The 14,595-nt window shown below is 72.8% G+C and carries 12 protein-coding genes and 1 pseudogene; 4 read left to right on the top strand and 9 right to left on the bottom strand.

Annotated elements, in window-relative coordinates; translation table 11 throughout:
• The first annotated feature begins 232 nt into the window (after positions 1–232).
• Positions 233–2,197 (top strand): penicillin-binding transpeptidase domain-containing protein, encoded by a 1,965-nt coding sequence (locus R6Y94_RS06395; protein WP_318394833.1) that lies wholly within the window; start codon positions 233–235, stop codon positions 2,195–2,197.
• Positions 2,198–2,287: 90 nt separating this feature from the next.
• Here R6Y94_RS06395 and R6Y94_RS06390 read toward each other — a convergent pair whose 3' ends face one another.
• From R6Y94_RS06390 to R6Y94_RS06365, 6 genes and pseudogenes are all read right to left on the bottom strand, one after another.
• Positions 2,288–2,521 carry a TM2 domain-containing protein gene (locus tag R6Y94_RS06390; protein ID WP_318394832.1) on the bottom strand — a complete coding sequence of 78 codons (234 nt, stop codon included), beginning with the start codon at positions 2,519–2,521 and terminating at the stop codon, positions 2,288–2,290.
• 123 nt (positions 2,522–2,644) lie between these two features.
• Complete coding sequence (locus tag R6Y94_RS06385) at positions 2,645–3,202, bottom strand: TetR/AcrR family transcriptional regulator (RefSeq protein WP_318394831.1); 558 nt, start codon at positions 3,200–3,202, stop codon at positions 2,645–2,647.
• A gap of 1,140 nt (positions 3,203–4,342) precedes the next feature.
• Positions 4,343–5,275 (bottom strand): annotated as a pseudogene (locus tag R6Y94_RS06380) (arginase family protein); the annotation flags it as partial.
• A gap of 62 nt (positions 5,276–5,337) precedes the next feature.
• Positions 5,338–6,276 carry a tetratricopeptide repeat protein gene (locus tag R6Y94_RS06375; RefSeq protein ID WP_318394830.1) on the bottom strand — a complete coding sequence of 313 codons (939 nt, stop codon included), beginning with the start codon at positions 6,274–6,276 and terminating at the stop codon, positions 5,338–5,340.
• Between the two features lie 74 nt (positions 6,277–6,350).
• Entirely contained in the window at positions 6,351–8,039 is a 1,689-nt protein-coding gene (locus R6Y94_RS06370) for a methylmalonyl-CoA mutase (protein ID WP_318394829.1), read from the bottom strand.
• Between the two features lie 275 nt (positions 8,040–8,314).
• The gene (locus tag R6Y94_RS06365; protein ID WP_318394828.1) at positions 8,315–8,737 is read right to left on the bottom strand and encodes an Asp23/Gls24 family envelope stress response protein; all 423 of its coding nucleotides are present in this window, start codon (positions 8,735–8,737) and stop codon (positions 8,315–8,317) included.
• Positions 8,738–9,003: 266 nt separating this feature from the next.
• Between R6Y94_RS06365 and R6Y94_RS06360 the strand changes: the two genes are divergently transcribed.
• The gene (locus R6Y94_RS06360) at positions 9,004–9,456 is read left to right on the top strand and encodes a DUF2000 domain-containing protein (protein ID WP_318394827.1); all 453 of its coding nucleotides are present in this window, start codon (positions 9,004–9,006) and stop codon (positions 9,454–9,456) included.
• A 12-nt stretch (positions 9,457–9,468) separates the two neighbouring features.
• Here the strand turns inward: R6Y94_RS06360 and meaB are convergent, their stop codons facing one another.
• Positions 9,469–10,413, bottom strand: coding sequence for a methylmalonyl Co-A mutase-associated GTPase MeaB (gene meaB, locus R6Y94_RS06355; RefSeq protein WP_318395067.1), 945 nt, complete (start codon positions 10,411–10,413; stop codon positions 9,469–9,471).
• A gap of 185 nt (positions 10,414–10,598) precedes the next feature.
• Complete coding sequence (locus R6Y94_RS06350) at positions 10,599–11,798, bottom strand: acetyl-CoA C-acetyltransferase (protein ID WP_318394826.1); 1,200 nt, start codon at positions 11,796–11,798, stop codon at positions 10,599–10,601.
• 64 nt (positions 11,799–11,862) lie between these two features.
• Between R6Y94_RS06350 and mce the strand changes: the two genes are divergently transcribed.
• Complete coding sequence (mce, locus tag R6Y94_RS06345; protein WP_318394825.1) at positions 11,863–12,333, top strand: methylmalonyl-CoA epimerase; 471 nt, start codon at positions 11,863–11,865, stop codon at positions 12,331–12,333.
• A 21-nt stretch (positions 12,334–12,354) separates the two neighbouring features.
• Here the strand turns inward: mce and R6Y94_RS06340 are convergent, their stop codons facing one another.
• The gene (locus tag R6Y94_RS06340) at positions 12,355–13,284 is read right to left on the bottom strand and encodes a hypothetical protein (RefSeq protein ID WP_318394824.1); all 930 of its coding nucleotides are present in this window, start codon (positions 13,282–13,284) and stop codon (positions 12,355–12,357) included.
• 154 nt (positions 13,285–13,438) lie between these two features.
• On the opposite strand from R6Y94_RS06340, the gene R6Y94_RS06335 reads away from it, so the two are divergent.
• Positions 13,439–14,482 carry a TIGR03621 family F420-dependent LLM class oxidoreductase gene (locus R6Y94_RS06335; protein WP_318394823.1) on the top strand — a complete coding sequence of 348 codons (1,044 nt, stop codon included), beginning with the start codon at positions 13,439–13,441 and terminating at the stop codon, positions 14,480–14,482.
• Positions 14,483–14,595: the final 113 nt, after the last annotated feature.

The following is a 14,595-nucleotide window of genomic DNA, read 5'->3' as shown; positions in this document are numbered from 1 at the left end:
GTCGGAGTACCCACGCACGCTCGGCCATCACCCGATCCGCCCCGCCGGACCCGCGATCCGGACCGGAGCGGACGGCCATACCTGCTCTGACCAGCACCGGAGCGCCCGAAGTGGGCGTGGCGCAAACCTCGCGGGCAGCACCGGGGCAGCCGCGATTCGGCACCGCGTACTACCGTCGGTCTGCTGCCGGAGCAACCTCCGGCGGTGCGCCGACCTGGAAGGTAATCGCGGCATGCGCTTCCCGAACCCGTCCCAACGCCCGCTGTCCCGACAAACCACCCGTCGGGGGACGGCCGCCGTGCTGACCGGCGTGCTGCTCGCCGCCGGGGCCCTGGCCGGATGCTCGGACTCGGACGGCCCGGACCGCGCGGTCGACACGTTCCTGACCGGTTGGCTCGGTGGCGATCTCAACAAGGTCGGATTCCGCAACCCGGCGGGTGATCGGGTACCGGCCGACGAGGTGGCCGAGGAGATCAAGCAGCTCTCCGGCGAACTGGCCAAGACGCCGCCGAAGCTCCGCCGGGAGGGCGAGGCGAAGATCACAGAAGACAGCGCGACCGCGACGGTACGGGTCGACTGGACATTGCCTGGTGACACGCACTGGACGTACCCGTCGGAGATCCACCTCAAGCGTGGTGAGGACGACGAGTGGCAGGTGATCTGGGAACCGAGGGTCGTCGAGCCGCGCCTGACCCGCGGCGACGAGCTGGCCGTGCGCCGGCTTCCCGCCCGGCGCGCGGCAGTGACCGACGGGGCCGGCAAGCCCGTCGTGTCGCCCCGGCCGGTGGTACTCGTCGGTGTACAGCCCAGCGAGGTGACCGACGTACCCGGCCTGGTGCGGCAGCTCGACGCGGCGTTCAAGGCGATCCGGCCGCCGATCACCCCGCCGGTCGACCTGACCGACCTGCCGACCCGGATGCGGGAGGCGAAACCGGACGCCTTCGTCGACGTGGTGACCCTGCGCCGGGAGGCGTACCTCCAGATCAAACCACGCATCTACGACCTGCCGGGCACGAAGTTCCGCGACGAACAGCGCGAACTCGCGCCGACCCGGGACTTCGCCCGGGCGCTGCTCGGCTCGGTCGACCCGGTGCTGGCCGACGACATGGCTGCCAACCCCGGGCTCTTCGAGTCCGGTGACCTGGTCGGCCACGGCGGCCTACAGGGTCGGTACGACAAGCAGTTGCGTGGCGGGGTCGGACTGAGCGTGATCATCGCCAGCAAGCGTCCGGACGGCACGGTCACGCCGACCGGTACCGAGGTGTTCCGGCGCGAGCCGCAGGCCGGCGTACCCCTGAAGACCACTCTCGACGTGCCGACGCAGAACGCCGCCGACGACGCCGTGCGCGGGTCCCGGCAGCGGGCCGCCCTGGTCGCGGTACGGATCGGCGACGGCGCGGTACTCGCCGCGGCGAACGGCGGCAGCGCCGAGAACCTGGCCTTCACCGCCCAGGTCCCGCCGGGCTCGACCTTCAAGATGGTCAGCGCGCTCGGCCTGCTCGACATCGGGGCGGTCAGCCTGGACGGGCCGGTCGCCTGCCCGAAGACGTTCACCGTGGACGGCCGTTCGTTCAAGAACTCCGACAACTTCGCCCTCGGCACGGTGCCGTTCCGGACCGACTTCGCCCGCTCCTGCAACACCGCGTTCGCCGCGCTGGCCCCGAAGCTGGGGCCGGACGGGCTGGCGAACGCCGGCCGGAGCCTGGGGCTGGAGGCCGACTGGAAGCTCGGGATCGACGCGTTCAGCGGCAAGGTGTCGGCGGGCGGGTCGGCGGCCGAGCGGGCGGCGGCCGCCTTCGGCCAGGGCACCACCGTGGTCAGCCCGCTGGCGATGGCCGCGGCGACCGCCGGGGTCGCCCGTGGCCAGTGGCAACAGCCGAAGCTGGTGCTGGAGCCGGCACCGGGTGAGCCCGCGCCGCCCGGCCCGCAGCTGAAGGCCGGCTCGGTCGAGCCGCTTCGCACGATGATGCGCGAGGTGGTCACCAGGGGGACCGGCAGCGCGCTGGCCGACGTACCGGGCGACCCGGTGTACGGCAAGACCGGCACCGCCGAGTACGACGACAACCCGGCGCACACCCACGCCTGGTTCGTGGGCTGGCAGGGGGATGTCGCGTTCGCGGTCTTCGTCGAGAAGGGCGGGTCGAGTACGGCGACCGCCGTGCCGATCGCCGAGAAGTTCCTCCGCGGCCTCGGCTGAGCACAAGAGCGCGGCCTGCGCAAACGCGCCGGCCGGGGCGGTCGACGGGGATCTGTCCCCGGACCGCCCCGGCCGTCGGTGCGGGTCGCCTCAGCGGGCGAGCGCCAGGCCCTGCTTGTCGTTGAACTTGCCGACCAGGATCATGATCAGGTCGATCAGCGTCCAGATGCCGAACCCGCCGAACGTCAGGATCATCAGGATGCCGGTGCCGATCTTGCCGACGTAGAACCGGTGCACGCCGATGGTGCCGAGGAAGAGGCAGAGCAGCACCGCGACGAGCCAGGACTTCTGCCCGACGGCCGGACCGGCGGCGGTTGTGGACATGGTCTATTCCTCTCAGGACTTTCTCAGGAAAGGTGAACGTTCGGGCACATTACCGGAACCAGATCGGCTCCGCTGCCCCGGTTGCCCGGGCGCGATCAGCCAAAAGTCAGCGACGCGGCGGAGTCAGCGACGCGGCAGACTGGCGACGTACATCGCGATCAGTTGCTCGTACGTCTCGTCCAGATCTTCCGACAGCCCGAAGCCGCCGCTGGCCTCCAGCGAGGCGAATCCGTGCGCGATGGCCCGGCCGCACCGGGTGGCGTGAATCGCCGCCGAGTCGGTGAGCCCGTACTCGCGCAGCGTGGCGAGGAAGACCTGCAACATCCGGGTACCGGCCTCGACCATGGCCGGATCGTGCAGTGGATCGGCCGGCATCGCGGCGTACCGGGCCGGGTACTCCCGGACGTAGTCGCGGTAGGTGCGCAGCAGCACCGCCACCGCCTCGTCGCCGCTGCGGCCCAGCACGGCCGCCACGGACCGGTCGGTCATCTCGGTGATCACCCGGATCCCGACCAGGGTGCGCAGCTCGGCGAGGCCGGCGACGTGCTTGTAGAGCGAGGGCGGAGCGACTCCGGTGCGTGCGGCGACAGCCGCCAGGGTCAGGGCATCGACGCCCTGCTCGTCGATCACCTGGATCGCCGCGCTGACCACGGCCGTGGTGGAGAGTCCGACCCTAGGCACCGCGCGACCTGTGCCAAGCTTTCCCCGGACGGGACGGCTTGCTATCTTCCACAGCATAGAAGCTAGTTAGCATAGCCAGTTCCTGTCAACCGGAGCGCCCGAGTGCCGGCCCGCTGCCGGCGACTCCCGACCGGCCTCGGATCACGAGACTGTCGAGCTGCCCCGCTTATGCGCCCACGCACACCACCCGGCAGCCCTGGACGGTCTCGGCGACCCGGCACACCTCTCGGGCCCCGGCAGACCAGCACCGGATCCCGCGCGAGGCCTCGGCAACCCGGCACAATCTCGGGCCCCGGCACACCTCTCGGGCCCCGGCAGACCAGCACCGGATCCCGCGCAGGGTCTCGGCCGGCCGCCGCGGCCGGCAGTGCCGGCTGGCAGCACTGTGACCAGCAGCGTTCCGGTGCCCCGTCTGTGCACCCAGCTCGACAGTCGGACGGCCGGATAAGCCCGGCCCGGCGCTCAGCGCCCATCGACGGGCCGGCGAGGTGACCGGCCATGTGGCCAGCCAATGGTGAGCCGTCGATCTCAGGCGATCTCCGCCGCCGACCCCGGCCCTGGGTCACGGGTCGGCGCCTCACCCGGCGCTGCGGACCCATCGTCGGCCGGACCAGGGCTCGGCGAAGCCTCGGCGGCCGACTCCTCGACCGGAGGTGACGGGCTGCGGCGAAGCCGGCCCGGACCGGCCGAAGCGGGTGGGCCGACCGGCTCCGACCAGCGAGCGGACAGATCGGGTACCTCAGACCGGCGTCGGTTGGCGCCGTTCGACCCGGCACTCTGCATGGGGTCCGCAGCCGATCGAACCGCCGCACGATCCTCCGGCTCGAGGTCGGTGCCGAACTCGTCCCGTCCCGCCCGCGCGTCCGGCGGACCATCCGACTCACCGAGGGGCGTACCGGCCGACCCGGCAACCGGCGACTCGGCAGGCTCGGCCGCCTCCGGTACCGGTACCGCACCGAGCGCCGTCGCGGCCGGGGAGGGCCGGGAGAAGGCGGGAAATTCCACCGCCGGTACTCCCCGGCGGGCGGTGGCCGGCGCCGTCGGCAGGGTGGGGGAAGGCGCCGTCGGCATGACGGGGGAAACGGTACGAGGCCCCGGGACGGTCGGGCCCAGGCCGGGGGTGGTCGGTCGGCCCGGGGTCAGCCGGGGCGGCACCGCCTCGGGCGCGGCGACCGGGGCCAGGCCGGCGACCAGCGTGTCGACGATCTCGGCCGCGTAGGTCCCCTCCGGGTCGTAGTCAGGGTCGAAGACGGTGATCTCCACTCCCAGGCAGTGCGGGGTGTCCACCAGCCCGGCCAGCAGCAGTTCCAGCTCGGCGAAGGCGATCCCGCCCGGGTCCGGCGCGTCCACCGCGGGCATCACCGCCGGATCGAGCACGTCGACGTCGACGTGGACCCAGTAGCCGGCGCAGTCGGTCAACTGGTCGTGCGCCCACTGGGCGGTCCGGGACGCCCCCTCGACCCGCAGCGCCGGCACCGGCCGGGTGACGATGCCGGCCGCCTGGAGGTCGAGCCGGTACTCGTCGTGGGCGCGGATGCCGAGCACCACCACGTCGATGTCCCGGAAGTACGGCCGGCGCCCCTCGATCGCCGCCAGATCGGCCTGGCCCCGCCCGGTGACCAGGGCCAGGTCCTCACCTGCCGCCGCACCCACGTAGGAGGCGTTGCCCGGGTGCCGGAAGTCGGAGTGGCCGTCCACGAAGACCAGGCCGATCCGGCCGCCGACCGCCTCGCCCAGCCGGTGCATGGCGAGCGCCGAGCCGAGCAGGATCGAGCAGTCCCCCCCGAGCACCAGCGGGAACTCGCCCTGGTCGATGATGCCGCCGATCCGCTCGGCCAGCTCCATCGAGTAGTGCGCGATCGAGCCGGCGTGGCACACCCCGTCCCCGGGACGCCAGTCGCCTGGGTCGTACCGGGGCGGGGTGAGACAGCCGGCGTCCCGGGCCGCGAGCCGGGCGATCAGGTCGTGGTCACGCAGCGCGCCCGGTGCCTTGGCGCAGCCCGGCACCGACGTGGGGGTCGGCGGACGCAGGCCCAGGTTGGACGGGGCGTCCAGGACGGCGATCCGGCGCATACTGTGCTCCCGTCCGGTATCGCGGCTGCCAGGCCGGCACGCGCGCTCGTACTGCCTATTGTCTAGAAGAGCGCACGTGAGAGCGCCCTCCGGGCGCTGGCCACCGCAGGATCGTCCGGACCGGCGATGGTGAACAGGGACACCAGGTGCTGCCGGGCCGCCTCCCGGTCATCGCCGGCCGTCCGACGGACCAGGTCGACCAGCCGGGCGTACGCCTGCTCGGCCTGACCGCTGAGCACCTCGATGTCGGCGGCGAGCAACTGTGCCGGTACGTCGTCGGGGCCCGCCTCGGCCGCGGCCAGCGCCGCCGCCGGGTCCGCACCGCTCACCCGGCGGGCCAGCGCGACGTGCGCCAGACCTGCCTCGGCCGCCGTGTCCGACGGCGCGTCCGAGAGGATCTTCTTGTACGCCCGCTCGGCCGCGTCCAGGTCGCCGCTGATCAGTGCCTCGTCGGCCTCGCTGAGCCGGGGGTCCTCCGGTGCCTCGACCGAGACCCCGCCGGCCTTGAGTACGGCGCCGATCCACTGCCGCAACTGCGCCTCGGGCACCACTCCGGCGAAGGCGTCGACCGGCTGGCCGCCCACCACCGCGTAGACCATCGGGATGCTCTGCACCCGGAACATCTGCGCGAGCCGCTGGTTGGCGTCGACGTCGACCTTGGCCAGCACCCAGGCACCGGCGCCCTCGACGGCCAGCCGTTCCAGCACCGGGGAGAGCTGCTTGCAGGGCTCGCACCACTCGGCCCAAAAGTCGATCACCACTGGGGTGGTGAGGGAGCGTTCCAGCACCTCGGACTGGAACGTGGCTTCGGTGACGTCGATCACCGCGACTCCACCTCCGCTCCCGGGAGGTGTGCTCGGCGGCGTCCCGCCGGGGACGCCGGGACCGGCCTGCGGGGTGGCTGCTGCCGCCGGCTTCGCGGGTGTCTGTGCGGCGCGCAGCGCGCCGAGGTCGACCGCGCCGCGGGTGAAGATCGACGAGGTGATCCGTGGGTCGCTCATGGTTCCCTAGTCTCGCACGCGGCGTCGCGAACCCCGCCCAACCGCCGCTGCCCGACAGATGCCAACCCGGCGAATCAGAACCGGGCCGGTTCGCGGTAGACACCCCACTCGGCGCGGAGCGCGTCGCAGATCTCCCCGAGGGTGGCCTCGGCGCGTACCGCGGCCAGCATCGGCGGGATGAGGTTCCCGTCGGTCCGGGCGACCTCGACCATCCGGGTCAGCGCCTCGGTGACCGCGCGCGCGTCCCGGCCGGCCTTGCGGTCGGCGAGCATCCGCCGCTGCTCCAGCTCCACCTCGTGCGAGACCCGCAGGATCTCCAGCTCCTTGGCGACCGTACCGGTGTGGCAGTTGACGCCGACGATCTTCTTGTCGCCCTTCTCCAGCGCCTGCTGGTAGACGAAGGCCGACTCGGCGATCTGGCCGGTGAACCAGCCGTCCTCGATGCCGCGCAGGATGCCGGAGGTCATCGGGCCGATCGGGTGCGGGCCGTCGCCGCCGAGTTGCCGGATCCGGGCGAAGATCTCCTCCGCCTCCGCCTCGATCTTGTCGGTCAGCGCCTCCACGTACCAGGAGCCGCCGAGCGGGTCGGCCACGTTCACGACCCCGGTCTCCTCCATCAGCACCTGCTGGGTACGCAACGCGATCTCCGCCGACGAGTCGGTGGGCAGCGCGAGGGTCTCGTCCAGCGCGTTGGTGTGCAGCGAGTTGGTGCCGCCGAGCACCGCGGCCAGCGCCTCGACGGCGGTACGCACCACGTTGTTGACCGGCTGCTGGGCGGTCAGCGACACCCCGGCGGTCTGGGTGTGGAAGCGCAGCCAGAGTGCCCGCTCGTCGGTGGCGCCGTACACCTCGCGCAGCCAGCGGGCCCAGATCCGGCGGGCGGCCCGGAACTTGGCGATCTCCTCGAAGAAGTCGACGTGCGAGTCGAAGAAGAAGCTCAGCCCGGGCGCGAAGAGGTTGACGTCCAGCCCCCGGCTCAGCCCCAGCTCGACGTATCCGAACCCGTCCGCCAGGGTGTACGCCAACTCCTGCGCGGCGGTCGACCCGGCCTCCCGGATGTGGTAGCCGGAGACCGACAGCGGCTTGTAGCGCGGGATCTCCCGGGCGCAGTACTCCATCAGGTCGGCGATCAGCCGCAGGTGCGGCTCGGGGTCGAAGAGCCACTCCTTCTGCGCGATGTACTCCTTGAAGATGTCCGTCTGGAGGGTGCCGTCCAGCGTGGAGATGTCCGCGCCCTGCCGCTCGGCGGCGACCAGGTACATGCAGAAGACCGGCACCGCCGGCCCGGAGATGGTCATCGAGGTGGTGACGGCGGCCAGGTCGATGCCGTCGAAGAGCACCTCCATGTCGGCGGCCGAGTCGATGGCGACGCCGCAGTGCCCGACCTCGCCGAGCGCCTGCGGGTCGTCGGAGTCCCGGCCCATCAGGGTCGGCATGTCGAAGGCGACGGAGAGCCCGCCGCCACCCGCGCCGAGGATCATCCGGTAGCGCTCGTTGGTCTGCCGGGCGTTGCCGAAGCCGGCGAACTGCCGGATCGTCCAGGTCCGCCCCCGGTAGCCGGTCGGATACAACCCCCGGGTGTACGGGTATTCGCCCGGCCAGCCGATCCGGGCGAACCGTGGGTCGGCGCTCCCCTCGGGTGGGCCGTAGACCGGGTCGACGGGCATCCCGGAGAGGGTGGTGAAGTCCGCCTCCCGCTTGCGTGCCGCGTCGTACCGGGCCTGCCAGCGGGCTCGACCGGCGGCGATCTCCTCGGCGTTCATCGCAGGGGGCCTCCTCGCGCTCCTCGACTGAGCCCGAGTGTAGAGGGGACCCTGAACGATCGCTAAGGTAGCCCGCGATCAAGGCTGCGGTAACCCGCGATCGAGGGATCTTCCGGCACCGAGGCGGGCGCGATTCCGGGCGGAAGATCCCTGATCACGGCGATTGCGGCCGGTCAGCCGGTCATGCCGAGCGAGACCGCGGTCCCGGCCGGACCCGCGCGACCGGGAGTCGGGCACCGGCCCGGCCGCACGGTCGGGCGCTACCCACCGCGTGGTCAGGCCCCGGCGGCCGCCGGGTTGTCCAGCTCGATGTCGTCCACCTTGACGTTCACCTCGGCGACCGTCAGGCCGTACTTCTCCACCGCCTCGATGACCTTCGCCCGGACCGCCTCGGTCACCTCCTGTACGACGTGACCGGCCTCGATCACCAGCACGATCTTGATGGTCGCGCTGGTCCCCTTCACCTCGGCCGAGACGCCCCGCCCGGCGTCACCCACCTCGTCCAGGCCGACCTTGTCCAGCACGCTGTTGAAGAACCGGGCGACGTCGCCACCGAGATCGGCGACGCCGGGCACCGAGCGGGCCGCCGTACCGGCGATCTTCTCGATGACCTCTTCGGACACTTCGGTGCCGCCCCTCGGCGCCGCCGCCGGTGCGGTCTCCGGGGCCTGGCCGGAATCGTTCTGAACCTCGGTCATTCTCGTCTCTCTCCCCTGGTCTCGACGGCCTGCACGGCGCCGTCGGCGTTGACGGAGCCTATCCGCCGTGGGCGAACCAGCGGCGGAACTGACACATTCTCGGCTCTGTCGAGTCTGGCCCGCGAGCCGCCGACGGGTGGCGTGGCGCACGGCGACCGGGTACCCGACCGGCGGCGACCGGGCCGGGCGGGTGCGAGGAACGTACAAGACCGGCCGGCGGAACCGGGACAGGATCGGTCCGACCGACCGACCAAGGAGGATCCTCGATGACCGCAGCCGCCCCGACGGCCGGACCGGAGCCGGCCCGGGTCCGCTTCGATACCAAGATCGCCATAGTGCTCCGGGACGACCTCGCGACCTGGCAACGGCTCAACGTCACGGCGTTCCTGACCAGCGGTGTCGCCGGGGCGGAGCCGGAGTTGCTCGGCGCCGACTACCTGGACGCCGACGGCACCCGCTACCTACCGATGTTCCGCCAGCCGGTGCTGGTCTTCACCGGCGACCGGGACGTCCTGGTCGGCGCGCACCGGCGGGCCGTCGACCGGGGGATGCGGGTCGCCGTCTTCACCGAGCAGCTCTTCGGCACCGGCAACGACCGGGACAACCGGGCCGCCGTCCGGGCGGTCGGGCGGGACCATCTCGACCTGGTGGGGCTGGCCGTGCACGGGCCGAAGAACGCCGTCGACAAGGTGCTGAAGGGTGCCGCCCTGCACCCCTGACCGCCAGTGCCGTCAGCCGGTGGCCCGGCCGAGCTGGTCCAGCAGCTCACCGGCTGCCGCGTACGGGTCGAGCGAGCCGTCGGCCACCCGGGCGGCGAGCGCCGCGAGCGACGTACCCGCGCGGAGCGAGCCGATCCGGTCCCGGAGGGTGCCCAGCGCGATCGCCTCGACCTCGGCGGCGGCCCGCACCTCCCGCCGGCGGCGCAGCTCGCCGTGCTCGACCAGCCAGCCGTGGTGCTTCTCCACCGCCGTGACCAGGTCGTCGATCCCCTCGCCCCGGGACGCCACCGCACGCACCACGCGCGGTCGCCACTGCCCGGGGCCGCGCTCGCCCAGCGCGATCATGCCGTTGATGTCCCGCACGGTGGCGTCGGCGCCGTCCCGGTCGGCCTTGTTCACCACGAACACGTCGGCGATCTCCAGGATGCCGGCCTTGACCGCCTGGATCGCGTCGCCCATCCCCGGCGCCAGCAGCACCAGGGTGGTGTCGGCCAGCGAAGCCACCTCCACCTCGGCCTGGCCGACGCCGACGGTCTCCACCAGTACGACGTCGCAGCCGGCCCCCTCCAGCACCCGGACCGCCTGCGGGGTGGCCGCCGCCAGCCCGCCCAGGTGCCCCCGGCTGGACATGGACCGGATGTAGACGCCGGGGTCGGTGGCATGGTCCTGCATCCGGACCCGGTCGCCGAGGATCGCCCCGCCGGTGAACGGGCTGGACGGATCGACCGCGAGCACCCCGACCCGGTGGTCCCGGGCCCGCAGCGCCCGGACCAGTTCGTTGGTGGTGGTCGACTTCCCCACCCCGGGCGACCCGGTCAGCCCGATCACCTGGGCCCGCCCGGTGTACGGCGCGAGTGCCGCCGCGACCTGCGGCAGCAGTTCGTCACCGGACTCGACCAGGGTGATCAGCCGGGCCACCGCCCGGGGATCCCCCTGTCGGGCCCGGTCCACCAGCATCGGCACGTCCCGGCTGCGCCGCACCGACCCGGCCGGGCCGGCCGGCTGCTGCCCCGCCCGGCGCGGCTCCGCCGACCACTGTCCCGACTGCTGCGGCTCCGCCGACCGCCGTCCCGCCGGATCCGGCGCCGGCTGCTGCGGCCCGGCCGGTTGCGGCGCGGGCCGGTCCCCGGCCGACGCTGCGGTCACTCCCGCCCGCCGGCCTGTCCCGGCACGTGCACGATCAGCGCGTCGCCCTGGCCACCGCCGCCGCAGAGCGCCGCCGCGCCCGTACCGCCGCCCCGGCGGCGCAACTCCATCGCCAGGGTGAGCACCAGGCGGGCCCCGGACATCCCGATCGGGTGGCCCAGCGCGATCGCGCCGCCGTTGACGTTGACGATCTCGTCGGAGACACCGAGGTCCCGGGTCGACTTGATGCCCACCTGCGCGAACGCCTCGTTGATCTCGATCAGGTCGAGGTCGCCGACGCCGAGCCCGGCCTTACGCAGCGCGTGCGCGATCGCGTTCGCCGGCTGCGAGTGCAGCGAGTTGTCCGGACCGGCGACGTTGCCGTGCGCGCCGATCTCGGCCAGCCAGGTCAGCCCCAGCGCCTTCGCCTTCGCCTTGCTCATCACCAGCACGGCACAGGCACCGTCGGAGATCGGCGAGGAAGTGCCGGCCGTGATCGTCCCGTCCGGGGTGAACGCCGGGCGCAGCCGGGCCAGCGACTCGGCCGTGGTGTCCGGGCGTACGCCCTCGTCCTCGCTGATCACCAACGGGTCGCCCCTGCGCTGCGGCACCGTCACCGGGACGATCTCCTCGGCGAACGCGCCGTTCTTCTGCGCGGCGGCGGCCCGCTGGTGGCTGGCCGCGGCGAAGGCGTCCTGCTCGGCCCGGCTGATCGCGTGCCGGGCGTTGTGCCGCTCGGTGGACTCGCCCATCGCGCAGCAGTCCCACGGGTCGGTGAGGCCGTCCAGCGCCATGTGGTCCCGCACGGTCACGTCGCCGTACTTGTAGCCGGCCCGCTGACCGAGCAGCAGATGCGGAGCGTTGGTCATCGACTCCATGCCGCCGGCCACCACGATGTCGAACTCGCCGGCCCGGATGAGCTGGTCGGCCAGGGCGATCGCGTCCAGGCCGGAGAGGCAGACCTTGTTGATCGTGAGCGCCGGTACGGACATCGGGATGCCCGCCTCCACCGCCGCCTGCCGGGCCGGGATCTGCCCGGCGCCGGCCTGGAGCACCTGCCCCATGATCACGTACTGCACCTGGTCGGCGGGGACCCCGGAGCGCTCCAGGGCGGCCCGGATGGCGATGCCGCCGAGCTTGGTCGCCGGGAAGCCCTTGAGGTTGCCGAGCAGCCGACCCATCGGGGTACGGGCGCCGTTGACGATCACGGATGCCATGGGAACTGTCGCCTCCGGGGGACCTGAGGGAGCGCCTTAACGTCGGTTAGGTCAGACTAGCCTGGTGGACGACGACAACCCGGATGCCCCCGCTGCCGACTATCTCACAGGCATCGGCCTGCTCGGCATCGATCACGTCGGGGTGGCCGTGCCGGACCTGGACGTGGCGATCGAGTTCTACCAGCGGGTCTTCGGGATGCGCTGCGTGCACACCGAGACCAACCCCGAGCAGGGGGTCCGGGAGGCGATGCTCCGGGTCGGCCCGACGCCGGCCGGCGGTTGCGTGCAACTGCTCGCCCCGCTGACCCCGGACTCCACCATCGCGAAGTTCCTGGACCGCAGCGGGCCGGGGGTGCAACAGGTCGCGTACCGGGTGGCGGACGTCGACGCCGCCTGCGCGGCCCTGCGCGACCGGGGCGTACGGGTGCTCTACGAGACACCGAAACGCGGTACCGCCGGCTCCCGGGTCAACTTCGTGCATCCCCGGGACGCCGGCGGCGTACTGGTGGAACTGGTCGAACCCGCCGCCACCTGACCCGGGTCGGCCGGCGCCGGCTCAGGCCGGCACGGTGTCGTACGACTCGACCAGCTCGGCCGGCAGCGGCGCCAGGTCGGTGGCCCGGCGGAAGTCGCCCAGCGTGGTGCCGGTGCACTCCGAGTCGACGTTGCGGGCACCGGCCCGGGCCCGCACGTCGTGCAGGTTGACCGCGCGGAAGTCGATGGAGAACCGGGTCCGGCCGGAGGTGTTCGGCACGGTGGTGTGTAGCTGGGCGCCGGAGAAGACCAGCACCCCGCCGGGCGGCGTGATCACCCGCAGGTCGGGCTCCCGCTCCAGCTCCTGTTCCAGCCCGGGCTGCCGGCGGGTCTCGGCGTTCACCTGTGCGGCGGCGGCGGTCCGGCCGTTCGCCACCCACTGCGCGTAGTTGTAGTCCCTGGAACTGTTCCGCACCCCGGTGTCGAAGTATCTCGGGTGGAAGGCCATCACGTTGGCCTCGGTCACGTCGTACACCGGGATCCAGAAGTTGAGCTGGGACATCGGTGCGGAGAACCAGGTGTCCCGGTGCGACTCGAACTGGAGCGTCAGCCCCGCGTTGAGGTACTCACTGGTCATCGAGCGCAGCCGGGGCACGTCGAAGTAGGTCTGCACCGGGTCGGCGCCGAGGTCGGCGAGGAGCCCCCGGACGAGTTCGGCGCTGCGCGGGTGGTTGATGAAGCTGGGCTTCAGCTCGGCCAGCACCGAGACGTAGTCCGGGCCGGCCAGGTGGTGCTGGGCCTCCGGCGGGAAGTGCGGCGCGAACGCGGTCTCGGTCATCTGCCGTGCGAAGGCGACCAGCGCCATCGAGTGCGGCGTCGGCGAGTAGACGAACAGGTCCCCGGCGAAGAGCCGTGCCCGACGCTCGTCGTCGGACATCGGCGAGTCGAAGTGCAGCACCGTCACTGCGGCCTCCTGCGGTAGCTCCCGGTAGGTCTGTGCCCAGCGGATCACGCCGGGTCTGCGCAGCGGTCACGGTAGGCCGCGAGCCGGCGGCCCGGAATGCGCCGTCCGGTCGGGCCGGGGCCCGTGTCGACAATCCGACTTCGCCCCGGTAGCCGGCCGGGAACGCCGGGTGCGGCGCCGCCGCGACCAATAGAGTCGGGCGATGCCGCCCGCGCAGCCCCTCGCGCCCGCCGCCGTCCCGGCGGCGCCGGCCCCGCGTACCGGGTCGTCCGCCGTCCCGGCCGGGGCCGCTCCCGTCCGGGTACGCCCGTTCCGGTTCACCGCCGCGATGCCCGGGCTGGACCGGCCGGCGGCGCGGTGGCGCGACGAGATCCGCCGGATCGAGGACCTCGGTTTCGACTCCGTCTCGGTCTCCGACCACTTCACCGGCGGCTGGGCGATGGACCCGCTGGTGGCGATGACGGTGGCCGCCGAGGCCACCACCCGGCTCCGGGTGCTGGGCATGGTCTTCTGCAACGACTTCCGGCATCCGGTACTCCTGCACAAGGCGCTGGCAAACCTCGACGTCTTCTCCGGCGGCCGGGTGGAGATCGGCCTCGGCGCCGGCTGGCTGCGCGACGACCACGACGCGGCCGGGCTGCCGTTCGACCCCCCGGCGGTACGCGTCGGGCGGCTCGCCGAGTCGATCGAGATCCTGCTCCGGCTCTTCGGTGACAGGCCGGTCGACTTCACCGGCCGGCACTACCGGATCAGCGGACTGCTCGGGCTGCCGGAGCCGGTGCAGCGCCCCCATCCCCCGCTACTGGTCGGCGGCGGCAGCCGGCGGGTCCTCGAACTCGCCGGCCGGTGCGCCGACATCGTCGGGATCAACCCGCGGCTCGCCCCGGACGTCGACCCGCTGGCCGCGGTCGCCGAGATGAGTCCGGAGCGCTTCGCCCGGAAGGTGGCCTGGGCCCGGGACGCCGCGACGGCCGCCGGGCGGAACCCGGCCGACCTGGAGTTCCAGTCCCGGATGTTCGACGTGCGGGTGGTGCACCGGGGCGTCGCGCACCGCGCCTCGTCCAGTCACGCCCGAGGAGTCGACCCGGCCGCGCTGGCCAACTCGCCGGCGGTGCTGCACGGCAGCGTGGACGAGTGCGTCGACAAGCTCCTCGCGCTCCGCGACCGGTACGGGGTCAGCTATCTGCACCTCGGTGGCAACCTGGACGCCGCCGCCCCGATCGTGGCCCGGCTGGCGGGACGATGACCGCACCGGATCCGGGCCGCAGCACATCGGCGAGTTCGCCGAGGTCGGCACCACCCGGGTGCACCTGCGCCTGGGTTGTCTGGAACCGACCCCGACACCACCGTCCGGAGGTG

Source organism: Plantactinospora sp. KLBMP9567, assembly GCF_033446045.1.
Classification (GTDB): Bacteria; Actinomycetota; Actinomycetes; order Mycobacteriales; family Micromonosporaceae; genus Plantactinospora.
The sequence above is the reverse complement of the archived record's forward strand: the minus strand, read 5'-3'. Positions and strand labels throughout refer to the sequence as shown.

Excerpts from the sequence above, each read along its gene's own strand:
- R6Y94_RS06395 (WP_318394833.1), top strand. The coding sequence starts at position 233 with ATGCGCTTCCCGAACCCGTCCCAACGCCCGCTGTCCCGACAAACCACC.
- R6Y94_RS06390 (WP_318394832.1), bottom strand. The coding sequence starts at position 2,521 with ATGTCCACAACCGCCGCCGGTCCGGCCGTCGGGCAGAAGTCCTGGCTC.
- R6Y94_RS06375 (WP_318394830.1), bottom strand. The coding sequence starts at position 6,276 with ATGAGCGACCCACGGATCACCTCGTCGATCTTCACCCGCGGCGCGGTC.
- R6Y94_RS06370 (WP_318394829.1), bottom strand. The coding sequence starts at position 8,039 with ATGAACGCCGAGGAGATCGCCGCCGGTCGAGCCCGCTGGCAGGCCCGG.
- R6Y94_RS06365 (WP_318394828.1), bottom strand. The coding sequence starts at position 8,737 with ATGACCGAGGTTCAGAACGATTCCGGCCAGGCCCCGGAGACCGCACCG.
- R6Y94_RS06360 (WP_318394827.1), top strand. The coding sequence starts at position 9,004 with ATGACCGCAGCCGCCCCGACGGCCGGACCGGAGCCGGCCCGGGTCCGC.
- meaB (WP_318395067.1), bottom strand. The coding sequence starts at position 10,413 with ATGCTGGTGGACCGGGCCCGACAGGGGGATCCCCGGGCGGTGGCCCGG.
- R6Y94_RS06350 (WP_318394826.1), bottom strand. The coding sequence starts at position 11,798 with ATGGCATCCGTGATCGTCAACGGCGCCCGTACCCCGATGGGTCGGCTG.
- R6Y94_RS06335 (WP_318394823.1), top strand. The coding sequence starts at position 13,439 with ATGCCGCCCGCGCAGCCCCTCGCGCCCGCCGCCGTCCCGGCGGCGCCG.